Origin of the sequence: Pseudomonas sp. BIOMIG1BAC (assembly GCF_001705995.2) — a bacterium.
Taxonomy (GTDB): Bacteria; Pseudomonadota; Gammaproteobacteria; order Pseudomonadales; family Pseudomonadaceae; genus Aquipseudomonas; species Aquipseudomonas sessilinigenes.
The window spans coordinates 26,586-50,527 of record NZ_CP049045.1 but is presented as its reverse complement, the minus strand read 5'-3'; the positions used below and the strand labels follow the sequence as shown (position 1 = coordinate 50,527).

Genomic DNA, 23,942 nt, shown 5'->3' with positions numbered 1-23,942 from the left:
ATGGACATTCTGATTCCCGGCTTCGATATCCAGGGCGAGATTGGCGAAGGTGCCATGGCCAGCGTGTACCTGGCGACCCAGCGCTCCCTGGAGCGCAAGGTGGCGCTCAAGGTCATGGCCGCCTCCCTGGCGGCCGACCCGAGCTTTTGCGAGCGCTTCCTGCGCGAGGGCAAGACCCTGGCGCGCCTGTCCCACCCGCACACCGTGACCATCCACGACATCGGCAATGTCGGCGAGCTGTACTACATGGCCATGGAGTACCTGCCCAACGGCACGCTCAAGGAACGCATTGCTGCCGGGCTGACCCCGGAGCAGGGCCTGACCTATATCCGCCAGATCGCCTCGGCCCTGGGCTATGCCCATGCCCAGGGGTTGGTGCACCGTGACGTCAAGCCGGCCAACATCCTGTTCCGCGCCGATGGCACGGCGGTGCTCTCGGACTTCGGCATCGCCAAGTCCCTGGACGATCGCACCCAGTTCACCCAGGCCGGCTTCGCTGTCGGCACCCCAAGCTACATGAGCCCCGAGCAGGCCCGTGGACAGGACATCGACGGCCGCGCCGACCTCTATGCCCTGGGCGTGGTGCTGTATGAAATCCTTGTCGGCAAGCTGCCGTACAACGGCACCGATGCCTTGTCCACGGCCCTGGCCCACCTCACCGAGCCGTTGCCGGAGCTACCGGTGCACCACGGCCGCTACCAGCACATCCTGGGTAAGCTCCTGGCCAAGGACCCGGCGGAGCGCTACCCGGATGCCGCAGCCTTGCTGGCGGCCCTGGACAACCTGCCGGCGGCGGCCCCGGAGGTCGAGGCGACGCTGATCCAGCCGTTGCCCTTGCCGCCCCTGGAAGTGCCCGTGGGCAAGGACCTGGCCGGGCTGACCCCGGTCTCCATCGAGATTCCCCAGCAGGCCCCGCAACCGGCTCCGCGCCAGGAGCCGCGTCCGGAACCTGTGGTGCCACCGCAGCGCGTCTCCAGCCTGCCGCCCCAGGGCGCCGAGCCGACCGGCCAGCGGCGTGGCCCGGTGCTGGCCCTGGCCGGCGTGGCCGTGGCAGTAGCCCTGGCCGTGGCTGGCGGTGGCTACTGGTGGTTGTCCGGGGACAGCCCGCAGCCAGCGCCCAAGATCGCGACCCCGACCCCGATCCCGACCCCGACCTCCGGTAGCGGGAGCACGCCCAGCGTGGCGCCACCGGTTAGCCAGCCTGTGGCGAGCGATGTCGATGGCGGCCAGCGGCCGTTGCTGATGCCGGGCAAGAAAACCCTGTTCCAGCGGGTGCTGAGCAAGCCTGGAGCGAGCTTTTCCAGCGAGCCCGGGGCGGCGCCAGGCCCGGCGGTGCCGGCGTTCTCGGTGCTGTATGTGTACCAGCGCAAGCAGGTTGGCGGGCGCCCATGGCTGCGCCTGGGCGCGGCCAGCGATGGTCGTAGCGCCGGCTGGCTGCCAGAGGACCAGGTCAGCGACTGGAAGCAGAGCCTGGTACTCAAGTTCACTGAGCGCTCGGGGCGGGCGCCAGTGATGTTCGTGCGCCAGGCCAGCCAGTTGGAGCGCCTGCTGGCCGATCCTGCGGCAGCCAAGAACCTGCTGCTCAACGCGCAGAAAAATCTCCAGGACGACCAGCAAGTGCTGGCCCTGGAACCCAATGCCAGCGCCGTGCCCCAGGACCAGTTCTACCTGCTGCCGATCTTCGACTCCAAGGAGAGCTTCGACGAAAACGGCCAGCCGGTGCAGTTGCTCAATATCGCTTCCATCGATCCGGGCAGCACCCCGCAGAGCATCAGCGACAGCACTGGCAAGAGCCTGCCGGTGAATACCGCGCCAGCCGCCGGTGATGCTTTCCGCACGGCCGTGGTGCTGGTGGTGGACACCTCGGTATCGATGCAGCCCTATATCGACCGGGTGCGTGATGTGGTGCATGAGCTGCAGAGCAAGCTGGCCGCGCGCGGCGAGTTGGACAGCGTTAGCTTCGGCCTGGTGGGGTTTCGCAACAACACCAGCAAGACGCCGGGATTGGAGTACGTCACCAAGACCCTGGTGAGCCTGGACCAGGGGCGCGATCCGCAGCGTTTCCAGCAGTTGGTAAGCCAGGTCAAGGCCACCAATGTGTCCAGCCATTCGTTCAACGAAGACGCCTTCGCCGGAGTCATGCAGGCGGTGGAGGGCATGGACTGGAAGGGCTATGGCGGTCGCCTGATCCTGCTGGTCAGCGATGCCGGCGCCTTGCGCAAGAACGATCCCTATAGCCGGACCCAGATGAATGAGGCCGAGGTGCGCCAGGCGGCCCTGGGCAAGCAGATCAAGATCTATGCCTTGCACCTGCGGACCGACGCCGGGAAGAAGAACCACGCCCAGGCCGAGACCCAGTACCGGGTGCTGACCGCCGATGCCAACCCGAAGATCGGCGACCTGTATATCCCGGTGCCCGGTGGTGATGTGGGCAAGTTCGGCGAGCGGGTCGACGAGATCGGCACAGTGTTCGCCGACCTGGTGCATCAGGTGCGCAGCAATCAGCAACAAGCGGTTCCGATGCTGGCCGCGAGCCCGAGCCTTGCCCAGAAGTCCGCGGCCATCGGCTATGCCATGCACATGGACTTCCTTGGACACAAATCCGCCAGCCAGGCGCCGCAACTGGTCAGCGCCTGGACCGCCGACCGCGACCTGACCAACCCGGCGCTGCCAGCGTTCCAGGTCTGCGTGATGCTGACCAAGCTGCAGCTCAACGACCTGCAGCAGTCGCTGAAGCTGATCGTCGATGCGGCGCGCAAGACCCAGACCTCGCCCAAGGATTTCTTCCAGGAAATCGCCAGCGCCAGTGCCTACATGAGCCGCGACCCCTCGGCCTTGCGCAAGGGCGGCAATCTCGCCGATGGCGGCGTTCTGGGGGAATACCTCGAAGGCCTGCCGTACCGCAGCAAGTCGCTGAACATGACCCAGGACCTGTGGTTGTCGCTGAGCGTGGCCGAGCAGGAAGACTTCATCGATGAGCTGGATTCGAAGATCCGTCTCTACGAGACCTTCCACAACGACCTGGCCAACTGGGTACGCTTCGGCGATGCCGAGCCGGGTGATGCCCTGTACCGCGTTCCCTTGTCGACGTTGCCCTGATGCTGAACCTTTCGGATGTGCGCAAGAGCCGCGGCGAAGGCCGCCAACGCTACAGCCTGGTGATCCCCAGGCTGCAATTGCGCGCAGGCGATCAACTGGCGGTGGTGGGCCCCAGCGGGTGCGGCAAGAGCACGTTGCTCGATTTGCTGGCGCTGGTGTTGGCCCCGGATTCGTCCAGGTGCTTCGAATTCGCACCGCTCGACGCTGCCATCGATATTGCCCAGGTCTGGCGGCAGGCTGGGCACAGCGCCCTGGCCGAGCTGCGCAGCCGGCACCTGGGTTATGTACTGCAGACCGGCGGCCTGCTGGGCTTCCTCGATGTGCGGGGCAACATCGGCTTGCCGCGCAAGATGCTCGGGCTGGCCGATGAGGGCATTCCCCGGCGCCTGGCCGAACGCCTGGAGATCGTCGACCAACTGCACAAGAAACCCGCCGACTTGTCGGTGGGCCAGCGCCAGCGGGTCAGTTGTGCCCGGGCCCTGGCCCATGGTCCGCAGGTGCTGTTGGCGGACGAACCGACGGCGGCCCTGGACCCCTTGAACGCCCAGCGAGTGATGCAGCTACTGGTGCAGCAGGCGCGGGACCAGCAGCTGTGCTGCGTGGTCGCCACCCACGATGAACCCCTGGCCCGGGCCAATGGCTTGCAGGTCCGGCGGATTGCCTGCCAGCGCGATGCCGATGGTGGCGTCACCGCGACCCTCGGGGAGGCTTGCTGATGCGTGCGGCCCTCACAGCGGCGCTGGCCTGGCAGGACTATCGGGCCGATACCTGGCTTTCGGCCTGCTCGGTACTGGCCCTGGTGGCGGTGATCGCTCCGTTGCTGGTGCTGTTCGGGCTCAAGTTCGGCCTGGTCAGCAGCCTCACCGAGCGCTTGGAAAAAGACCCGGCGGTGCGCGAGATCATTCCCCTGGGCGGCGGGCGCTTCAGTGCCGCGTTCATTGCCGAACTGCGCCAGCGCCCGGACGTGGCGTTCGCCTTGCCCAGGACCCGGCAGATCGCCGCCACGGCAGAGCTGGCGCGAGGTGAGGGGGATGTTGGCCTGACCGTGGAAATGCTGCCTACCGCGCCTACCGACCCCTTGCTGGGGCCGTTGCCGGCATTGCAGGGCATGAACGGGGTGGTGCTCAGCCGCACCGCCGCGGAGAAGCTCGGGGTCCGGCCGGGAGACTGGCTGCAGGCCAGTTTCGGCCGCCAGGTGGCCGGGCGCAGCGAGGTGCAGCGGACCCGGGTCCAGGTCGAGGGCGTGCTGCCCCTGGAGGCCTTTGCCCGTGATGCCCTGCTGGCGCCCCTGGAGTTATTGGAGGCCGCCGAGGATTACCGCGACGGTCGTGCGGTGCTGGCCATGGGCTGGGCCGGCGGGGCCCCGACGCAGGCCGGGCAGCGGGTGTACCCGGCGTTTCGCCTGTATGCGCGCAGCCTCGACGATGTCGAGCCGCTGCGCCGGTATTTCGCCGAGCGCGGCCTGTTGGTGTCGACCCAGGCCCAGACCATCGCCCAGGTGCAGTCCTTGAGCCGCAACTTGTCGATCGTGTTCTGGATCATCGCCGCGTTGGCCCTGGCCGGGGCCTTTGCGGCGATCTTCGCTGGCGCCCTGGCGGCGGTGGAGCGCAAGCGCCGGGAGTTGTCGGTATTGCGCCTATTGGGTTTTTCCACCGCGGCGCTGCTGCTGTTCGTGGTGTTCCAGGCCCTCTACAGCGCGAGTCTTGCCGCTGTGTTGAGTGGCGTGCTGTATGGCCTGGCCCAAGCCGGGCTGAATCATCTGTTCATGCAGGTGCCGGGCGAGTATGCCAGCCACCTGCTGCCGGCCCATTACGGGCTGGCCCTGTTGGCGACGCTGGGCGTCAGTAGCCTGGCCGCTGCGCTGGGCGGTTGGCGGGTGTCGCGCATTGAGGCTTGTGAAGGAATTCGCGATGTATAAGTTGATCAGCACCGTGCTGGCCATGACCCTGGCGGGGGCCGTGTGGGCCGAAGAGCCCGTCAATAAGATGGACAACCCCAAGCCCCTGGCGGGTGATGTCAGCCTGCCGTTGCCCTGTGACGGCGAGATGCTGTTTCGCTACGTCTATGTGCTGGCCCAGGGCACCCTGGACGACCGTGAGATCAACCTGGGCTATCCCTTCGCCGAAGGCGAGAGCGGGTACCAGCAGTCGTTCATTTCCGGCTATCGCCGGGACTACATCAATGGCCAGTTCACCCTCAAGGACTTGCCGGGCGGCTGGGCCAAGACCATTGGCCCGCTGTTGCCCAAGGCCGGCGCCGGGGTACCGCTCAAGCCGATGATGTATTTCATTGGCAAGTATGAAGTCACGGCCCGCCAGTACGCCCAGGTCATGGCCCAGGCCCAGTCCCTGGCCAGCGGCGAACCGGCGCCGGCCTGCGAGGCGCCGGATGGCATGCAGGGGCGGCTGCCCAAGGTCAAGCTGTCGCGTTTCGAGGCCGAGCGTTTCGCGGCGGTCTACAGCGCCTGGCTGATGAAGAATCACCGCGACCTGCTGCCGGTCAGTGGGCGTGGCGGCTCCGCCGAGGATGGCGGCCTGGGCTTTGTTCGCCTGCCCACCGAAGTGGAGTGGGAATACGCGGCCCGTGGTGGCCAGGCGGTGAGCCGCCAGGAGTTGGAGGGCCGGCTGTTCCCACGGCGCGTGGAGGGCAGTGAAAGCGACGGCCCGCTGGCCGACTGGGCGGTGTTCAACCAGGTCGCCGGAGGCACTGGCCAGGCGGCGCGACTGATGCCGATCGGTACCAAGCTGCCTAACCCCATTGGTTTGTTCGATGTGATTGGCAACGCCGCCGAGATGGTCCAGGAGTCCTTCCAGTTGGTGCATGCCGGGCGGCGCCAGGGCACCTACGGCGGTTTCGTGGTCAAGGGCGGCAACTACCTGGAAGGCGAGGGCACGCTGTTCACCGGCATGCGCCGCGAATACCCGCTGTTCGCCGCCGATGGCACCGAGCAAAGCAACGAGACCACGGGTTTCCGGGTGGCCATCGGTGCCTTGTCGGCGCCTCGCTCGCGCTACAAGGAACTGTTCGCCCAGTGGCAGAAGGAAGGGCGCCTGGCGTCCCTGACCGATGCCATCGATGACGCCCAGGACCCGACCAAGCGCCTGGACAGCATCATCGCCGCCAGTGTCGATCCACGGCTGCAGGCGGAGCTGGGGCTGGTCAACGAGGAGCTCAAGCGCAACGTGTCGCTGATCGCCCAGCAACGAGAGGAAGCGGCGGGCAACCTGATTCAGTCCTCGGCACTGGTGGCCGAGACGATCAACAACTACAACATTCGTCTGACCAACCTGAAGAAGAGCCAGCAGCAGGCCCTCGATGCCAAGGATGAACCCAGCGCCAAGCTGTTCGCCGAAGCCATCGACAATGGCCGCAGTGCTCTGGACGGGGCGGTGGCGATCTACATCGACAACCTGGCCACGGGCACCCGTTACACCGACGCGGTGATCCAGGCGCAATTTCAACGGATCAAGGAAGAGCTCAATCGCAAGCCGGTGCTCGGCAAGAGCCTGGTGACGCGCGCTACGTTATTCGTTCGCCATGTCGGGGACTATCGCCAGAAACGGCGAGCCGACCCGGCGACGATTTTGAAGGAACTGCTCGCATCGACCGGTCAGAAGTCATGACCGGCCGTTGTCTGTCGAGCCTGGAGGATCTCGACCGGCCTGGTGCCGCGTCGAGTTGGTCAAACTTAATCGAGATCACGAACATGCTTTTTTCCCGCAAACCCTTTGCTTCGACTTCCAAGCGTCACCTGCTGTTGGTTGCCGCCGGGTTCAGCACCGTATTGACCGGTTGCGCGACCTCTCCGGTATCCAAGGTCGCTTCCACCACCAAGGTCGAGTACTACCCGAGCTGCTACGAGCCGGTGCAGCACCTGCGTGCCACTGACTCGGACATGACCAAGTCGGTCGTCACCGGTGCCGCCCTGGGTGCTGCTGGCGGCGCCTTGCTCGGCGCCCTGACCGGCGATGGCGACCACCGTGGTCGCAATGCAGCCATCGGCGCCGCTGGTGGTGCCCTGGCTGGCGGTGCTGCTGGCTACTACACCGAGCGCCAGAAGCAGATTGCCGATGACAACCAGCGCATCGCTTCCTACGCTACCGACGTCAACAAGAGCGTGGCCGACATCGACCGCAGCACGGCTTATGCCCGCGCTTCGCAGACTTGCTACCAGCGCGCTTTCGACAGCCTGATCAGCGCTCGCAAGGCCAACAGCATCAACGATGTCGAAGGACGCAAGCGCCTGGCAGAAATCGTCAGCGGCCTGAAGGAGTCCAACGACCTGATCACCGCGGTGAATGGTCGTGCCAGCGAGGACCTGAGCAAGTACAACCAGGCCTACGAGCAAGACCTGCAGCAAGTGGGCGTACAGCGCACCGACGTGGTCAAGGTGGCCACCGCCGACACCACTCCAGTGACTACCACCGGCAAAGGCAAGGGCAAAGGCAAGAACCCACCGGCCAAGCAGAAGCTGCCGGTGGTGCCGAAGGAAGCCGTGAGCACCGAGAAGTCGATGCAGCAGGCCAAGACCAAGCAGGCCGAGAGCAACCAGGTGGCTACCACCGGCCAGACCCAGGTCAACAGCATGTGCAAGAACCCGGACCTGGGCGACTGGGCACCGGTGCCTTGCCCGAACGTCTGAGTCAGTGATTGTCTGACAAGATGTAGCGATAAGCGCTGAACGCCAGGCGATCTTCGAGCAATCGAACGGATCGGCTGGCGCTCGGCGAGTTACAGGTTACACTGCGCCGGCCATCCAATAATTCCACTGAGGCGCCGCGCATGAAATTTCGTTTTCTCCTCTGGGTACTTGGCCTGTTGATGGGCAAGGCCAGCCGTAACAATCCCGCTTTCCAGCAACAATTGGGCGACAAGGAGCTGGTATTCCAGCTGCAGACGCTCGATGGCAAGGTTGCTCGGCATTTCTTCGTCAAGGACCAGCGTGTTACCAGTCGTTCGGGGTTTTATCCCGAGCCGGCTTTCGCTATTGCCTTCAAGGACGCTGCCTATGGCTTCGCGACCATGCAGGCGAAGAACAAGCAGCTGGCATTCATGACGGGAATCCAGGACAAGTCGATCCAGATCAAGGGCAACCCGGCGCTGGTGATCTGGTTCCAGGGGCTGACCAAGTACCTGAAGCCGAAGAAGCCCAAGCCCAAGGCTTGAGGGCGCTACTGTTTCAGGGAGGGCCAGGGCCTGCGCTGCCAACAGCGGCAGCGGCTGGCAGGGCCCACCACGTCACCGGGGGTGACGTGGCTCGTTCAGACCTGGCTGAATTGCGAGGCCAGCTCTCGCAGCAGTACTTCGGCTTCCAGTACCTTGCTGACCACGTCCTCGGCCTTGTCGCGGCTCAGCCCCAGGCGCTCCAGCAGGGCGTCGGGAATCTCTTCGCGCGGGCCTGAGCCGATACCCCGGCTGCGTAGCAGGCGTACGGCCAGGCAGACCAGGTTCGGGTACTCGGCGTAGGCGCCGTCGTAGGTCGGGTCGTGTTGGAAGCGCAGGGCGGTGGACAGCTCGTCCGGCATGTCCCAGTAGCGCATCAGCCAGGCGCCGATCTGTTCGCGGCTGATCCCTAGCAGGTGCTGCTCGACGTAGCTGTGGCACAGGTGCGGGTTGACCTCCAGGTGCCGGCAGATCAGCGAGAAGTGTGGCGGGAATACGTGAGCCAGGAGTAGGTAGCCGAAGTTGTGCAGCAGCCCGGCGAGGTACGTCAGGCCGGACTCCGGGCGCTGGGCCCGGGGCATCGCCCGGGTCAGGCCTTCGATCACCGCCGCGGTGTAGATGGACTGCTGCCAGTACGGCGTGGCGTGCTGCGGCTGGTCCTTGGGCAGGCTCAGGGTCTTGCCCAGCGCCAGGCCCAGGGCAAGGTTGATCACCAGGTCGAAGCCCAGTACGCGGACGATGGCGTCTTCCACCGAGCGGATCTTGCCCGGCGAGGCGTAATAGGGCGAGGCCGCCCAGCTCACCACCTGCGCCGCCAGCGCCGGGTCGGTTTCCACCACGCCGGTGATGTCGTCGATGGTGGCGTTGGGGTCGACCCGCAGCTTGATGATCTTCTGCGCGGTTTCGGCCAGCGGCGGGATCTCGATGGTGGCTTCCAGACGTTGCTGGATGCGACGCGCGGTGAAGGCTTGCATCGCCTGGGAGATTTCCTCGCGGTCGTCATCCGGGCGGTCGAGGTTGGGACGGATGCTGCTCAGGGCTTCGCCGAAGGTACCGGCGCTGGCCTTGCTGAGCATGCTCTTGAAGTCTTCGCGAGTGATTTCCAGCAGCACGCCCGGCTCGCCGGAGTTGATCAGCAGGGTGGGCTCGCGCAGCAGGCTTTCTTCATACAGGCAGGGCGAGCTGGTCAGGGCTGGCAGGCCCGGCAGCAGGCTCAGGCTGTGTTTGCCAAGCATGCGTTCCAGGCGTTCGGTGGAAACCGAGCGCAGGCGTCGACCGGTGAGTTCGGCTAGACGGTTGAGATCCAGCAGCTGGCTCTGGGGGAACAGCACCATCAGCGCGCCCACAGCATCGTCCAGCAGCACTGCCTGGACTTTGCGTTCGGCCGACAGGCCCGGCTGGTCGATGACTTCGTTGTAGCCGATGGCCAGCTTGCCGAGCAGCAACCGGATAACAGACGGCGCGTGCGGGGTTGCAGTGGCGAGGGCAACTTCTGTCATGGTCTGGTATCCGTTCTTCTACAATGTGACCAGTATAACCAGCTTGGTCATGCCAATGGTCCATTAACTGAGTGTTGGTTCACACTTGCCCGTATTGCTGGCCGTGGCGCAGCCAGCGCTCCAGCAGCGGGCTGACGTGGTCCGGCCAGCGCTCCAGCAGCGCCTGGGCAGCATCGCGCACGGCGGGCAGCAGGTCGGCATCGCGCATCAGGTCGGCCACCTTGAATTGCAGCAGGCCGGTCTGGCGGGTGCCGAGCATTTCCCCGGGGCCGCGCAGCTCGAGGTCTTTTTCGGCGATGACGAAGCCGTCGTTGGTTTCGCGCATGATGCCCAGGCGTTGACGACCGATTTGCGACAGCGGCGGGTGGTAGAGCAACACGCAGTGGCTGGCGGCGCTGCCGCGACCGACCCGGCCCCGCAATTGGTGCAGTTGGGCCAGGCCCAGGCGCTCGGGGTTTTCGATGATCATCAGGCTGGCGTTGGGTACGTCCACGCCGACTTCGATCACAGTGGTGGCCACCAGCAGCTGCAGGTGGCCGGCCTTGAACTCGGCCATGACCGCCGCCTTCTCCGGTGCCTTCATACGGCCATGGATCAAGCCTACTCGCAACTCGCCCAGGGCGCTGGACAGGTCCTCGAAGGTGGTTTCGGCAGCCTGGCAGGTGAGTTCCTCCGACTCCTCGATCAAGGTGCAGACCCAGTAGGCCTGGCGACCTTCGGCGCACGCCGCGCGTACCCGCTCGATCACTTCGATGCGGCGGCTATCGGTCACCAGCACGGTGTTGACCGGCGTCCGGCCGGGAGGCAGCTCGTCGAGGATGGAGGTATCCAGGTCGGCGTAGGCACTCATGGCCAGGGTCCGGGGAATGGGCGTGGCGGTCATGATCAACTGGTGCGGGCAGAGTTTGCCACCGACACCCTTCTGGCGCAGGGCCAGGCGCTGCTGGACGCCAAAGCGGTGCTGCTCGTCGATGATCGCCAGGGCCAGGTTCTTGAATTGCACCTCTTCCTGGAACAGGGCGTGGGTGCCCACCACCATGGGGACACCGCTGGCGATTTGTTCCAGGGCGGCGCTGCGGCTCTTGCCCTTGAGCTTGCCGGCCAGCCAGGCGACTTCCAGGCCCAGCGGCTCCAGCCAGCGCTTGAAGGTGATGAAGTGCTGTTCGGCGAGGATCTCGGTGGGCGCCATCAGCGCCACCTGGTAGCCGGCTTCCAGCGCCTGCAGGGCGGCCAGGGCGGCCACTACGGTCTTGCCGGCGCCAACGTCGCCCTGGACCAGGCGGAGCATGGGTTCGGGCTGGCTCAGGTCGTAGGCGATTTCATTGCCCACCCGTTGTTGTGCTCCGGTAGGGGCGAAGCCCAGGTTCTTCAGGTACCGGGCCGGTAGTTTCTTCGCTACCGGCAGTACGGGCGCGCGCTGGGAGCGCAGGCTGTCGCGCAGGCGTTGCTGGGACAACTGGTGAGTCAGCAGTTCCTCGAATGCCAGGCGGTGTTGGGCCCAGTGGTGACCCAGGGCCAGTTCATCGACATCGGCGTCGGCCGGAGGGTGATGCAGGTAGCGGATCGCATCGTCCAGGGGGGCGAGTTGGTAGTCCCTGGCCAGTTCCTGCGGCAGCCAATCGGGCAGGCTGCGTGGACCGAGCATGGCCAGGCTCTGCTGGCACAGCATGCGCAGGCGCTGTTGGGTCAGGCCTTCGGTGAGCGGATAAATGGGGGTCAGGGTCTGGTCCACCGGTGGTGGTTCGTCACCCTGGATGGCGCGGTACTCGGGGTGGTAGATCTCCAGGCCCGAGGCACCTGGGCGGGCTTCACCGTAGCAGCGTACGCGGGTGCCACGTTTCAGGCCCTCTTTCTGGGCGTTGCTGAAGTGGTAGAAGCGCAGGCTCAGGCCCCCGGTGCCGTCTTGCAGGCGCACCAGCAGGCTGCGGCGCTTGCCCATGACCACATCGGCGCCACTGACCGTGCCTTCGACCACCGCGTCCTGACCCGGGCGCAAGGCGCCGATAGGCACCACGCGAGTGCGATCCTGGTAGCGCAGGGGCAGGTGGAACAGCACATCCTGGAGGTTCTCCAGGCCGACCTTGGCCAGTTTTTCGGCCATGGCCTCGCCGACGCCCTTGAGCGCCGTCACCGACACCTTCGACAGCTCAGTCATCGCGAGGGCTTAGCTGGCGGCAGGCGGCTTGGCCACCGAGCACAGGCGGATCGAGTCGGCGAGGATCTCGATGGCCTTGGGCCGCGGGAAGCTCGCGCGCCAGGCGATGGCCACGGTGCGAAACGGTGCGGGTGGGGTCAGTGGGCGGACCTCGATGACACCGGGGGCGTAATGATGGCTGTCCACTGCCGACAGCGGCAGGATCGAGACGCCCAGGCCTGAAGCGACCATGTGGCGAATGGTTTCCAGCGAGCTGGATTCCACGGTGGTGTGCTTGGCGCCGTCATTGCCCTTGGTCAGGGTTGGGCAGGCCTCCAGGACCTGATCGCGGAAGCAGTGCCCTTCGCCCAGCAGCAACAGGCTCTTGTCGTTGAGCAGGCTGGCGTCGATGGTTTCCTTGCGCGTCCAGGAGTGGTCGCTGGGCATCAGCACGTAGAAGGGTTCGTCGTACAGCGGCAGGGTCAGGACGTCTGCTTCGTTGAACGGCAGGGCGATGATGATCGCGTCCAGTTCGCCATTGCGCAGCTTGTCCCGCAGTACGTGGGTGAAGTTTTCCTCGATATACAGCGGCATCTGCGGGGCGACCCGGTGCAGCTGTGGAATCAGGTGGGGGAACAGGTATGGGCCGACGGTGTAGATGGCGCCGACCTTGAGGGGCGCTGTCAGTTGGTTCTTGCCGGCCTGGGCCAGTTCGCGGATGCCCTGGGCCTGCTCCAGTACTTTCTGCGCCTGGGCGACGATGGTCTCGCCGACCGGGGTCAGGCGTACGGCGCTCTTGCTGCGCTCGAAGATCAGCACGCCGAGTTCGTCCTCAAGCTTCTTCACGCCAACCGAGAGGGTGGGCTGGCTGACATGGCAACGTTCGGCGGCATGGCCGAAATGCTGCTCTTGGGCAAGGGTAACGATGTAGCGCAGTTCTGTAAGAGTCATAGCGGGCGTCCGTAAGGTTGCGGCCAAGCATAACGGCTGCAATCGATAGACGCACGTTATCAGACTGAAGGTGGAATACGACACCCGCCAATGCCTGACTCAGGGGGCATAAACACGAAGGGCACCCTGAGGGTGCCCTTGTGGTGTGTCAGCGGCGGCCGCGGCTTCTGTCGATCTCGTAGTTGTACGAGGCGGTGATTTCCACGCTGCCGTTGTTGAGCATGTCGGCAGGTGGCTTGGGCAGCGGTTGGGCGCGACGGATCATGTCCAGGGTGGCGCGATCCAGGTCGGCGTTGCCCGAACGCCCGACCAGCTCGTAGGACAGTACCTTGCCTTCGGCATCCACGACGAAGCGTAGCGAGTTGGTACCCTCTTTGCCGCGCCGCTGGGCTTCGCTTGGATAACGCTTGTACTTGGCCAGGTGTGCCTGCAATTCACCCTGCCAGTTGGCCTTGGCGGCGGCCTGGGCCGGCGATGGGCCTGGCGTTGCCGGTGCCGGGTTGCTGGATTGCGCCGGGGTGACCGGAGCGTCGCTGGGCTTTTCGTCGGAAGGCTTTTCCTTGGGCGGCTCCGGCTTTTCCACTGGCTTTGGCGGTTGTGGCTTGGGCTTCTGCTTGACCGGCTTGGGCACCGAAATAGTCGGCTTGGGTGCTTCGGCCAGTTTGGGCAGCGGCAGCTCTTCCACAGGGGCGGGTGGCTGTGGCGGGGTCACCACCTTGGGTGGTGCCGGAGGCGGCGGCACAGGGGCAGGTGCCAGTTCCACCACCATGGCTTGCGGAGGAATTGGCATGGGCTGTGGCTTGGACCAGTTGAGGGCGAGTGCAATCGCCACCGCATGGACGCCCAGCACCACGGCCAGGCTACCGCTGTAACGCGTCAGTCTTTGGCGCGTCGTGATCATTTCTTGGCTGCCGTCTCGAGTCCGACCAGGCCGACCTTCAGGTAGCCGGCTGCGCGCAGAGTGTCCATCACGCTCATCAGGTCACCGTAGTCCACGCCTTTGTCGGCCTGGAAGAAGATCGTGGTGTCCTTCTTGCCCTGGGTCTTGGCGTCGAGGGCGGCGCCCAGGGTCTCGGCCTTGATTTCGTCATCGCCGAGGAACAGGCGCTGGTCGGCCTTCACGCTCAGGAACACGGGTTTTTCCGGGCGCGGCGCCGGTTTGGCGCTGGAGGCGGGGAGATCGACCTTGATGTCCACGGTGGCCAGGGGAGCGGCCACCATGAAGATGATCAGCAGTACCAGCATCACGTCGATGAATGGCGTGACGTTGATTTCGTGGTTTTCGGCCAGGTCGTCGCCTGCCCCTTCCTTCAAATGCAAGCCCATGGCCGATTACCCCACTTTCACCATGTGCGGTTGTGCGGTGCGCTCGCTTGGCTGGTGGTCCAGGTCGCGACTGACCAGCAGCAGGACTTCTGCCGAGGCATCGGTTACCTGGGCCTTGTAGCCGGTGATGGAGCGGGCGAAGACGTTGTAGATCACTACTGCCGGGATTGCCGCAACCAGGCCCAGGGCCGTGGCCAGCAGGGCTTCGGCGATACCTGGGGCGACCACGGCAAGGTTGGTGGTCTGGGTTTTGGCGATGCCGATGAAGCTGTTCATGATGCCCCATACGGTGCCGAACAGGCCGACGAAGGGGGCGGTGGAGCCGATGGTGGCCAGCACCCCGGTGCCACTGCTCATGTTGCGGCCGCAAGCGGCTACCAGGCGCTCCAGGCGGAAGCTCACACGTTCCTTGATGCCTTCTTTCTCACGGCTGTTGGCCGACAGGCGCATTTCTTCCAGGGCATCGTGGACTAGCAGGTTGGTCAGCGTGCCTTGCTTGGTGGCGCTGGCGCTGGCTTCCTTGAGGTTGGTGGCCTTCTTCAGGGCAGCGATTTCATGGCGCAGGCGGCGCTTGGCGCCCATCAGCTCGAAGCCTTTGGCGATCCAGATGGTCCAGGTGATGATCGAGGCGATGGCCAGGCCGATCATCACCAGCTTCACGATGATGTCGGCGTTCTGGTACATGCCCCATGGCGACAGGTCGTGGGCCATGCCCAGGGTGTTGTCGGCTTCCAGGACTTCAGGGAGGTCCTGGGCAGCTACTGGCTGGCCATCGACCGGAGCTTGCTCGCCGGTTGCCGCAGCTGCGGCGGGAGCCGTGGCAGGTGCTGCCGGATCGGTGGCTGGATGCTCGGCGACCGGTGTGGAGGCGACTGGCGCCGTGGCTGGTGCGTGCTGGTCGGCCCAGGCTGCGGTCGGGGCCAGCAGCAGGCTGCACAGCAGCGCGGCGGCTGCGCCCATGGTGCGCAGCGGGCTTGGGCGTGTGGTTGGCGAGACGGAGAATGGGTTGCTTGTCATGCTGGCCGGACCTGAGAGGAGAATAGGGTGAATGTCCTTCTAGGCCTCGCAGGGCCGAGAACAAAATGGGCGGTCATTATTGCAAGTAATTCTTGTTAACAGAAGTAATAGAGTATCTTTTTTTCCTCGATTACTAGCCGCTCGTCTTGTGTGAAGGCTAGTCTTGACCTTTGTGCAAGGAGTTTTCTGATGTCTGCCCCCTCTGTTCTGATCGCCGGTTGCGGCGATGTCGGAAGTCGCCTGGCGACTCAACTGCTGGCCGAGCAATGGCGAGTCCATGGCTTGCGCCGCACGGTATCGCACTTGCCCGAGGGGGTGCTTGGCGTCGCCGGCGATTTGTTCAGTGCGCAGTGTCCGGCGGACTGGCCCGAGGAACCCCTGGACTACCTGGTGTATTGCGCCGCGGCCACCGAGCATGACGAGGCCGGGTATCGTGCCGCCTACGTCGAGGGTTTGCAGCACGTGCTGGGCTGGCTCAAGCAGCACGGCCAGCGCCCCAAGCGGCTGTTGTTCGTGTCCAGCAGCAGCGTCTACGAACAAAAGGATGGCGAGTGGATCGATGAAACCGCTCCCGCCGAGGCCAATGCCTACTCCGGGCGCCTGATGCTGGAGGCGGAACAGGTGGCCCTGGATAGTGGGATTCCTGCCAGTCGGGTACGTCTTACCGGCATCTATGGGCCTGGACGTGAGTGGCTGCTGACCCAGGTACGGCGGGGGTACCGAGTGGCGGTCGAGCCGCCGCTTTACGGCAATCGCATCCATGCCGATGATGCTGCCGGCTTGCTGGCCTGCCTGCTCAAGGCCGATCACGGTGGGGCTGAGCTGGAGGACTGCTACATAGGCGTGGATGACGCACCTGCGCCGCTGGCTGAGGTGGTCGGTTGGTTACGCGAGTACCTGGGAGTAACGGAGTGGGCGGCGGACGCTAGTGTGCGGCGCACGGGGAGCAAGCGCTGCAGCAACGCTCGGGCGAAGGCTTTGGGTTGGGTGCCGCGCTATCCCAGCTATCGCGAGGGGTATGCGGCGATTCTCGAAGGGCAGGGTTGAGGCTGTCCCTCGGGTTTGCCGCCGCCTGCCAAGACCTGAGGCGGCTCCCTGGGGGAGCCGCTACCGCTAAGGTGCAAGGCCTTGTGCGGTAGCGGTTACTGGCGAATCACTGCTTCTCCAGCAGCCACTGCTGGTTGCCCGGGGTCAGCGATGGCACTTCGTCTGCCAGGGCAGTGTTGACCGCCTGGAATATCTCCAGCTGCTGGTCCTTGCGCACGAAGATCCAGGAATTGCCGCGGCCGTTGAGCTGCAGCCAGATACTGTCGTTGCCACCGCTCATCGAGGCGCAATCACCGGCCAGGCACAGCGCATAGCGATCTGCGCCCGGCAGGCCTTGTACTGCGCCATCGGCCTGGAACTGCACGGTATCGCCCAGGCCCGGCCCGTTGATGATCTTCCATTTACCGCCCAGGTAGGCCGAATACAGGGCGCGCTCGAAATTGGCACCCAGGGGAGCGCCTTCGGGGGCTGGCTCCTTGGGACGGTCGAATACTTGCTCGGGCTCATTGTCGTTGGCGACCTGGAGCAGTCGCTTGCCGCTGCGCTTGAGTTCGGTGGGGGCGCTGCCGTAGACCTCGACCTTGGCGGAGTCGGCGCTTTCGCCGGGCAGCTTGCCTTCGACGGTCTCGAAACCATTGGTGTAGCGAGCCTGGCCAGCCTTGGTGTTGATCTCCCACTCCAGGGTCGGGCCATTGGCCTGGAGGGCTTCACGCAAAGGTCCGCCCTTGGAGGCGGCGTCGATCGCTACCTGATTGATCCAGATGCCGCCGACATCGTGTTTGGCGGGGTCGCTGGCACAACCGCCGAGCAATACGGCGAGCAGCGAAACAGCTAGCGCTTTGCGCATGACGAAATCCTTTCAGAACGAAAACGGCGCAGCCTGGACGGCTGCGCCGAGGGTGTCACTCGATGACCAGAATGGCATCCATTTCAACCTGTGCGCCCTTTGGCAGGGCTGCCACGCCGATGGCGGCGCGAGCTGGGTAGGGCTGTTCGAAGTACTTGCCCATGATCTCGTTGACCTTGGCGAAGTGGCTCAGGTCGGTGAGGAAGATGTTCAGCTTGACGATGTCCTTGAACGAACCGCCAGCAGCCTCGGCGACCGACTTGAGGTTCTCGAACACCTGGACGGTCTGGGCTTCGAAGCCTTCGACCAGTTCCATGGTCTTAGGATCCAGCGGGATCTGGCCCGACATGTAGACAGTGTTGCCAGCCTTGATGGCCTGGGAGTAGGTACCGATGGCGGCCGGGGCCTTGTCGCTGGTAATAACAGTCTTGGTCATGAATGACTCCTTGTAATGGGCGGGCTATGGAGCGGGTTAGGCACGCATGCGGGTGATGCGGATGACTCCGATCAGGGCGCGCAGTTTCTTGATCACGCGGGCCAGGTGCACGCGGTCGTGCACGCTGACCACCAGCTGGACCACGCTGATGCGGCCATCGCGTTCGTCCATGCTGATTTTCTCGATGTTGCCGTCGGCGGCGTTGACGCTGCTGGCCAGTAGCGCGATCAGGCCGCGCTGGTGCTCCAGCTCGACGCGCAGTTCGACGTTGAACTCGCCGGTGACATCCTTGGCCCAGGACAGCTGGATGCATTTTTCCGGGTTGTGGCGGATTTCGCTGATGTTGCGGCAGTTTTCCAGGTGCACCACCATGCCTTTGCCCGCCGACAGGTGGCCGACGATCGGGTCGCCCGGGATCGGCGTGCAGCACTTGGCGTAGCTCAGCACCAGGCCTTCGGTGCCGCGGATGGCCAGCGGACCTTCCGGGCTCGGCAGCTGTTCGCCCTCGCCCAGCAGGCGGCGGGCCACGACGTAGGCCATGCGGTTACCCAGGCCAATGTCTTCCAGCAAGTCTTCGATCAACTCCAGGCGGTATTCGTGGAGGATTGCCTGGACTCGTTCGGCGGAGATTTTCTCCAGGGCACTGTCGAAGCCGTTGAGCACCTTGTTCAGCAAGCGCTCACCGAGGCTGATGGACTCGGAGCGGCGTTGCAGCTTGAGGGCGTGGCGAATGTGGGTGCGGGCCTTGCCGGTGACCACGAAGTTGAGCCAGGCCGGATTTGGCCGAGCGCCGGGAGCGCTGACGATTTCCACGGTCGAGCCGCTTTGCAGTGGTTCGGACAGTGGCGCCAGGCGGCGATTGATCCGGCAGGCGATGCAGCTGTTGCCCACATCGGTGTGCACCGCATAGGCGAAATCGACGGCCGTGGAGCCCTTGGGCAGCTCCATGATCCGGCCCTTGGGTGTGAAGACGTAGACCTCGTCCGGAAACAGGTCGATCTTAACGCTCTCGATGAACTCCAGGGAGTTGCCGGCTCGCTGCTGCATTTCCAGCACGCCCTTGACCCATTGGCGGGCCCTGGCGTGAGTGCTCTTGGGCTGTTCGTCGCCACTGGACTTGTACAGCCAGTGGGCAGCGATGCCGTTGTTCGCCATCTCTTCCATTTCGCGAGTGCGGATCTGGATTTCGATCGGAACCCCGTGCATGCCGAACAGCGTGGTATGCAGCGACTGGTAGCCGTTGGCCTTGGGAATGGCGATGTAGTCCTTGAAGCGCCCCGGTAGCGGCTTGTACAGGTTGTGTACGGCGCCAAGCACGCGATAGCAGGTATCGACCTTGTCGACGATGATCCGGAACGCATAGACATCCATGATCTCGTTGAAGGCCCGGCGCTTGCCACGCATCTTCTTGTAGATGCCGTAGAGGTGCTTCTGGCGACCGCTGACCTCGCCCTGGATGCCATCGATGGCCAGGCAGTGGCCAAGGGATTCTTCGATCTTGTTGACGATTTCCTTGCGGTTGCCCCGGGCGCGCTTGACCGCCTGGTAGATCCGCGCGGAGCGCATCGGGTGCATGGCCTTGAAGCCCAGGTCCTCGAACTCGATGCGCACGCTGTGCATGCCCAGCCGGTTGGCGATGGGGGCATAGATTTCCAGGGTTTCCTTGGCGATTCGCCGGCGTTTTTCACCGGACAGTACTTCCAGGGTGCGCATGTTATGCAGGCGGTCGGCCAGCTTGACCAGGATCACGCGGATATCGCGGGCCATGGCCATGGCCATCTTCTGGAAGTTTTCGGCTTGGGCTTCGGCCTTGGTCTCGAAGTTCATCTGGGTCAGTTTGCTGACCCCGTCGACCAGTTCGGCCACGGTTTCGCCGAATTGCGCACTGAGCGCTTCTTTGGCGATGCCGGTGTCCTCGATCACGTCATGCAGCATCGCAGCCATCAGGCTCTGATGGTCCATGTGCATGTCGGCAAGGATGTTCGCTACCGCGAGAGGGTGCGTGACGTACGCCTCGCCGCTGCGACGGCGCTGACCGTCATGGGCTTGTTCGGCGTAGAAATACGCTCGGCGGACCAGATTGACCTGGTCCGGGCCGAGATAGGTCGATAAGCGATCGGCGAGGGCGTCTATGCTCGGCATGATGTCTCCTGCCGTAGGCTGTGATCCCGCGCCGTGCTATGTCGACCAGGCATAGGCTCAGACGGCCTCGTTGGACTCGTCCTCGAAAGCAGCAAAAAGCGGTTCATCTTCAACGATTTCGGCTTCGGCGATGGCTGCGTAGTCGATCAGGCCTTCAGCGATTTCGCGCAGGGCGACAACGGTAGGCTTGTCGTTTTCCCATGCTACTTTCGGCTCTTTGCCGCCGGTGGCCAGTTGACGGGCACGCTTGGTAGAGAGCATGACCAGCTCAAAGCGGTTATCCACGTGTTCTAGGCAGTCTTCAACGGTTACGCGGGCCATGGTCTTCCTCGTAGCAAATGCAATATGCGCGGTGCCCGGATGGGCGAGCGGACTCAACAGTTTAAAAAATCACCAGCGATTAGGGAAGCGCTGATTTTTTGACCAGACCCTTCAACGCGCTGCAAGCACCAATGTAAAGCGCCCGCAGCGGTTTTGGGAAGATCTGTTTTAACCCAGCAACTCAGCGAGCAGTTTGCCGAAACGCTGTTGCTGGCGTTTTTGTTGCAGTTGGTTGGTGCGGAAAATCGCTTTCAGGTCGTCCAGGGCGTGAGCGAAGTCGTCATTGATGATCAGGTAGTCATAGTCGACGTAATGGCTCATTTCGCTGACCGCTTCACGCATCCGGCCCTCGATGATCTCGTCGCTGTCCTGGCCGCGATTGGTCAGGCGCTGGCGCAAGGCTTGCTGGGATGGCGGCAGGATGAAGATCGAACGGGCCTGGGGCATCAGCTTGCGCACCTGTTCGGCGCCCTGCCAGTCGATTTCCAGGATCAGATCGTGACCTTCGTCCAGGGTTTGCTGCAGGTGGCTCTGGGACGTGCCGTAGAGATTGCCGAAGACTTCGGCGCGCTCGAGGAAGTCGCCATGTTCGATCATGCGCACGAACTCTTCGCGCTCGACGAAGTGGTAATTCACCCCGTTGGCTTCCCCTGGGCGCATGGCGCGGGTGGTGTGGGAGATCGAGACGCGGATGCTGGCATCGGCGTCGATCAGGGCCTTGACCAGGCTGGTCTTGCCCGCGCCCGAGGGGGCGGAAATGATGTACAGGGTGCCGGTGCTGTGGGTCATGTCAGTTGCCTTACTCAATGTTCTGCACTTGTTCGCGCATCTGCTCGATCAACACCTTGAGGTTGACCGCAGCCTGGGTGCTGCGCGGGTCGAAGGCCTTGGAGCCCAGTGTGTTGGCTTCGCGGTTGAGCTCCTGCATCAGGAAGTCCAGGCGTCGGCCGGCTGCGCCGCCGGACTTGAGTACGCGGCGAACTTCGATGATGTGGGTGCTCAGGCGGTCCAGTTCCTCGGCGACGTCGCTCTTCTGCGCCAGCAGGACCATTTCCTGCTCAAGGCGGGCTGGGTCCAGTTCGGCCTGCATGTCGGCAAAGCGATCGAGGATTTTCTGGCGCTGGGCCGAGAGCATCTGCGGAACCAGCTCGCGTAGAGTCGCCACGTCTTCTTCTATAGAAGACAGGCGTTCGTTGATCAGTCGCGCCAGTTCGGCGCCTTCGCGTTCGCGACCGCTCTTGAGTTCCTTCAGGCCCTGGTTGAACAGTGCCAGGGCGTCGTTGTTCAGGGCTTGTGGGTCGCTGGCGTCGGCCACCAGGACTCCGGGCCAAGCTAGAACTTCCAAGGGGTTGAGCGGGGCTGGCTGCTTGATCAGGCCGGCAACGGACTCGGCGGCGGCGACCAACTGCGCTGCGCGTTCACGGTCGACCTGCAGTGGCTTGCCGGTGGTTTCCTCGGTGAAGCGCAGGGTGCATTCGACCTTGCCGCGCGACAGGCCCTGGCGCAGGGCCTCGCGCACCGCACCTTCCAGGTCGCGGAAGGCCTCGGGCAGGCGCAGGTGCGGTTCCAGGTAGCGGCTGTTGACCGAGCGCAGTTCCCAGCTCAGGGTGCCTTGGGTTCCAGCCCGTTCTACCCGGGCGAAGGCGGTCATGCTGTGCACCATGGAGGTTCCTCCGGTTCAGCGCCGACGCCAGCCGTGAGCGGGCAAGACGGATCTGATAGTGATGAATTAAAGCCGACAGGCTGCGAAGGCGCAGGATTGTAGCGCAGTGCGGTCGGAGGCCCCAAACCCTGGCAGAGATAATGGTCATGGTTCATCGTGACAGGGCTTTGCAGGGGCAAATGCGCCTTTGGCCGTTTTTGGTGTGCCTTGGTGCGGCCGCGGGCTTTATAATGTTCGGCAGTTTTCCGTCCTCGTACAGGTGTTCCTCTATGAAACGTCCAAGTGGTCGCGCTGCCGATCAGCTCCGCTCGATCCGCATCACCCGCAACTACACCAAACACGCCGAGGGCTCCGTACTGGTCGAGTTTGGCGATACCAAAGTGATCTGCACGGTCAGTGTCGAGAATGGCGTGCCGCGCTTTCTCAAGGGTCAGGGCCAGGGTTGGCTGACTGCCGAGTACGGCATGCTGCCGCGTTCGACCGGTGAGCGTAACCAGCGCGAAGCCAGTCGTGGCAAACAAGGTGGCCGGACGCTCGAAATCCAGCGCCTGATCGGTCGTTCGCTGCGCGCTGCGCTGGACATGTCCAAGCTTGGCGACATCACCCTGTATGTCGACTGCGATGTGATCCAGGCCGATGGCGGTACCCGCACCGCTTCCATCACCGGCGCGATGGTCGCCCTGGTGGATGCCCTGAAAGTGATCAAGAAGCGTGGCGGCCTGAAGGGCGGTGACCCGCTCAAGCAAATGATCGCCGCGGTTTCCGTGGGCATGTACCAGGGTGAGCCGGTACTGGACCTGGACTATCTTGAGGATTCGGCGGCCGAGACCGACCTTAACGTGGTGATGACCAGCACCGGTGGTTTCATCGAGGTGCAGGGTACTGCCGAAGGCGCACCGTTCCAGCCGGCCGAGTTGAATGCGATGCTGGCCTTGGCCCAGCAAGGCATGACTGAGATCTTCCAACTGCAACAGGCCGCCCTCGCCGATTGATCCAGGCGGCCATGGCAAGGAGAGCATTATGAGTGATGAGCAACTTCCGCTGCCTACGCCGAGCCATGAGGTTCGGCAATGGGCAATGTTCTGTCACCTGTCTGCCTTGCTGGGGCTGTGGATTCCGTTCGGCACGCTGATCGGGCCGCTGATCCTCTGGCAGATGAAGCGCGAGACCGATCCTTTCATCGATGCCCAGGGCAAGGAGGCGTTGAACTTCCAACTGACGGTCGCCATTGCCTCGGCAGTCTGCTTCCTGCTGATGTTCGTGTTGATTGGCTTTGCCCTGTTCGGCCTGCTGGCATTGGGCGCTCTGGTGCTGACCATTATCGGCGGGGTCAAGGCCGGTGAAGGCGTACCTTATCGCTACCCCTTCACCTGGCGCCTGGTCAAATAGATCGAGCGAGCACAAAAAAGCCGACAGCGATGTCGGCTTTTTTGTGGGGGATGAAAGGACGCTTAGATAGTCAGCGTCCAGTCATAGTCCACGATCAGCGGTGCGTGCTGCGAGAAGCGTGGCTGGCGTGGCAGGCGCGCGCTACGTACGAAGCGGCGCAGGCCGGGGGTCAGCAGCTGGTAGTCGAAACGCCAGCCCAGGTTGAGCATCTCGGCTTGCTCGTTATCCGGCCACCAGCTGTACTGGTCGCCTTCGCGGCTGACTTCGCGCAGGGCGTCGACATACCCCATGTTGCCGATGATCTCGTCCATCCAGGCGCGTTCAGGCGCCAGGAAGCCCGGAGACTGCTGGCTGTCACGCCAGTTCTTGATATCCAGCTTCTGTTGCGCCACGTACAGCGAGCCACAATAGATGTACTCGCGCCGCTTGCGCCGCTGCTTGTCCAGATAACGGGCGAAATCGTCCATTAGCTTGAACTTCTGGTTCAAGTCTTCATCGCCGTTCTGCCCTGATGGAAGCAGCAAGGTCGCGATGCTGACCTTGTCGAAATCGGCTTGCAGGTAGCGCCCGTAACGATCGGCTGTTTCGAAGCCGAGGCCGCTGATGACCGCCTTCGGCTGCAACCGCGAGTACAAAGCCACACCGCCTTGGGCAGGGACTTCGGCATCGCAGGCATAAAGGAAGTAGCCATCCAGTTGGAAGGCTGGGTCGTCCAGTTCAAAGGCGGAGGCGCGGGTGTCCTGCAGGCAGATGACGTCGGCATTCTGTGCCTGCAGCCAACTGAGCAAACCACGCTCGACTGCAGCCTGAATACCATTGACGTTCACACTGATGATCCGCATAAATGGCCCCAAAAATCACGTGCGTGTATGATACCCGAGCTCTACCTAATTAGCTAAATCCGTGGT

Annotated in this window: 22 protein-coding genes; 9 read left to right on the top strand and 13 right to left on the bottom strand. The window is 63.9% G+C overall.

Annotated features, from left to right (window positions below; genetic code table 11):
- From ATY02_RS00240 to ATY02_RS00215, 6 genes are all read left to right on the top strand, one after another.
- Positions 1 to 3,099, top strand: a complete 3,099-nt coding sequence (locus tag ATY02_RS00240) for a serine/threonine-protein kinase (RefSeq protein ID WP_068577641.1) — start codon at positions 1 to 3, stop codon at positions 3,097 to 3,099.
- Positions 3,099 to 3,815: an ABC transporter ATP-binding protein gene (locus ATY02_RS00235; RefSeq protein ID WP_068577643.1), complete on the top strand. Its 717-nt coding sequence runs from the start codon at positions 3,099 to 3,101 to the stop codon at positions 3,813 to 3,815. Before ATY02_RS00240 ends, ATY02_RS00235 begins: the two co-directional genes overlap by 1 nt.
- Positions 3,815 to 5,017, top strand: coding sequence for an ABC transporter permease (locus tag ATY02_RS00230; protein WP_068577644.1), 1,203 nt, complete (start codon positions 3,815 to 3,817; stop codon positions 5,015 to 5,017). Before ATY02_RS00235 ends, ATY02_RS00230 begins: the two co-directional genes overlap by 1 nt.
- 22 nt (positions 5,018 to 5,039) lie before the next feature.
- A complete protein-coding gene (locus ATY02_RS00225) occupies positions 5,040 to 6,722 on the top strand; it encodes a formylglycine-generating enzyme family protein (protein WP_228022335.1) in 1,683 nt (560 codons plus the stop codon).
- 83 nt (positions 6,723 to 6,805) lie between these two features.
- Positions 6,806 to 7,741, top strand: coding sequence for a type VI secretion system-associated lipoprotein TagQ (gene tagQ / locus ATY02_RS00220; RefSeq protein WP_068577649.1), 936 nt, complete (start codon positions 6,806 to 6,808; stop codon positions 7,739 to 7,741).
- A 140-nt stretch (positions 7,742 to 7,881) separates the two neighbouring features.
- Positions 7,882 to 8,265 (top strand): helicase, encoded by a 384-nt coding sequence (locus ATY02_RS00215; protein ID WP_068577651.1) that lies wholly within the window; start codon positions 7,882 to 7,884, stop codon positions 8,263 to 8,265.
- Positions 8,266 to 8,360: 95 nt separating this feature from the next.
- Here the strand turns inward: ATY02_RS00215 and ATY02_RS00210 are convergent, their stop codons facing one another.
- From ATY02_RS00210 to exbB, 6 genes are all read right to left on the bottom strand, one after another.
- Complete coding sequence (locus ATY02_RS00210; RefSeq protein ID WP_068577652.1) at positions 8,361 to 9,761, bottom strand: aminoacyl-tRNA deacylase and HDOD domain-containing protein; 1,401 nt, start codon at positions 9,759 to 9,761, stop codon at positions 8,361 to 8,363.
- A 79-nt stretch (positions 9,762 to 9,840) separates the two neighbouring features.
- Positions 9,841 to 11,916: an ATP-dependent DNA helicase RecG gene (gene recG, locus ATY02_RS00205; protein WP_068577653.1), complete on the bottom strand. Its 2,076-nt coding sequence runs from the start codon at positions 11,914 to 11,916 to the stop codon at positions 9,841 to 9,843.
- A 9-nt stretch (positions 11,917 to 11,925) separates the two neighbouring features.
- Positions 11,926 to 12,846, bottom strand: a complete 921-nt coding sequence (locus tag ATY02_RS00200; RefSeq protein ID WP_068577654.1) for a hydrogen peroxide-inducible genes activator — start codon at positions 12,844 to 12,846, stop codon at positions 11,926 to 11,928.
- Positions 12,847 to 12,994: 148 nt separating this feature from the next.
- Positions 12,995 to 13,747 (bottom strand): energy transducer TonB family protein, encoded by a 753-nt coding sequence (locus ATY02_RS00195; protein ID WP_068577655.1) that lies wholly within the window; start codon positions 13,745 to 13,747, stop codon positions 12,995 to 12,997.
- Complete coding sequence (gene exbD / locus ATY02_RS00190; RefSeq protein ID WP_068577656.1) at positions 13,744 to 14,172, bottom strand: TonB system transport protein ExbD; 429 nt, start codon at positions 14,170 to 14,172, stop codon at positions 13,744 to 13,746. The genes ATY02_RS00195 and exbD overlap by 4 nt, the downstream gene beginning before the upstream one ends.
- 6 nt (positions 14,173 to 14,178) lie before the next feature.
- Positions 14,179 to 15,189, bottom strand: a complete 1,011-nt coding sequence (gene exbB, locus ATY02_RS00185) for a tonB-system energizer ExbB (protein WP_068577661.1) — start codon at positions 15,187 to 15,189, stop codon at positions 14,179 to 14,181.
- Between the two features lie 189 nt (positions 15,190 to 15,378).
- Here exbB and ATY02_RS00180 point away from each other — a divergent pair, with 189 nt between their 5' ends.
- A complete protein-coding gene (locus ATY02_RS00180; RefSeq protein ID WP_068577662.1) occupies positions 15,379 to 16,236 on the top strand; it encodes an NAD-dependent epimerase/dehydratase family protein in 858 nt (285 codons plus the stop codon).
- A 106-nt stretch (positions 16,237 to 16,342) separates the two neighbouring features.
- On the opposite strand, the gene ATY02_RS00175 is transcribed toward ATY02_RS00180, so the two are convergent.
- The 6 genes from ATY02_RS00175 to ATY02_RS00150 form a co-directional block, all read right to left on the bottom strand.
- The gene (locus tag ATY02_RS00175) at positions 16,343 to 17,083 is read right to left on the bottom strand and encodes a hypothetical protein (protein ID WP_068577663.1); all 741 of its coding nucleotides are present in this window, start codon (positions 17,081 to 17,083) and stop codon (positions 16,343 to 16,345) included.
- A 55-nt stretch (positions 17,084 to 17,138) separates the two neighbouring features.
- Positions 17,139 to 17,519: a RidA family protein gene (locus ATY02_RS00170; RefSeq protein WP_003176922.1), complete on the bottom strand. Its 381-nt coding sequence runs from the start codon at positions 17,517 to 17,519 to the stop codon at positions 17,139 to 17,141.
- A 36-nt stretch (positions 17,520 to 17,555) separates the two neighbouring features.
- Positions 17,556 to 19,661, bottom strand: a complete 2,106-nt coding sequence (gene spoT, locus ATY02_RS00165; RefSeq protein WP_068577664.1) for a bifunctional GTP diphosphokinase/guanosine-3',5'-bis pyrophosphate 3'-pyrophosphohydrolase — start codon at positions 19,659 to 19,661, stop codon at positions 17,556 to 17,558.
- A gap of 57 nt (positions 19,662 to 19,718) precedes the next feature.
- Entirely contained in the window at positions 19,719 to 19,982 is a 264-nt protein-coding gene (rpoZ, locus tag ATY02_RS00160; RefSeq protein ID WP_007921129.1) for a DNA-directed RNA polymerase subunit omega, read from the bottom strand.
- A gap of 168 nt (positions 19,983 to 20,150) precedes the next feature.
- The gene (gene gmk / locus ATY02_RS00155; protein WP_068577666.1) at positions 20,151 to 20,771 is read right to left on the bottom strand and encodes a guanylate kinase; all 621 of its coding nucleotides are present in this window, start codon (positions 20,769 to 20,771) and stop codon (positions 20,151 to 20,153) included.
- A 10-nt stretch (positions 20,772 to 20,781) separates the two neighbouring features.
- Complete coding sequence (locus ATY02_RS00150) at positions 20,782 to 21,645, bottom strand: YicC/YloC family endoribonuclease (RefSeq protein ID WP_068577668.1); 864 nt, start codon at positions 21,643 to 21,645, stop codon at positions 20,782 to 20,784.
- 269 nt (positions 21,646 to 21,914) lie between these two features.
- Between ATY02_RS00150 and rph the strand changes: the two genes are divergently transcribed.
- Both rph and ATY02_RS00140 read left to right on the top strand, forming a co-directional pair.
- Positions 21,915 to 22,637 (top strand): ribonuclease PH, encoded by a 723-nt coding sequence (rph, locus tag ATY02_RS00145; protein ID WP_022641842.1) that lies wholly within the window; start codon positions 21,915 to 21,917, stop codon positions 22,635 to 22,637.
- A 28-nt stretch (positions 22,638 to 22,665) separates the two neighbouring features.
- Positions 22,666 to 23,034, top strand: coding sequence for a DUF4870 domain-containing protein (locus tag ATY02_RS00140; RefSeq protein WP_068577670.1), 369 nt, complete (start codon positions 22,666 to 22,668; stop codon positions 23,032 to 23,034).
- 62 nt (positions 23,035 to 23,096) lie between these two features.
- Here ATY02_RS00140 and ATY02_RS00135 read toward each other — a convergent pair whose 3' ends face one another.
- A complete protein-coding gene (locus ATY02_RS00135) occupies positions 23,097 to 23,876 on the bottom strand; it encodes an exodeoxyribonuclease III (RefSeq protein WP_011064227.1) in 780 nt (259 codons plus the stop codon).
- Positions 23,877 to 23,942 lie beyond the last annotated feature (66 nt).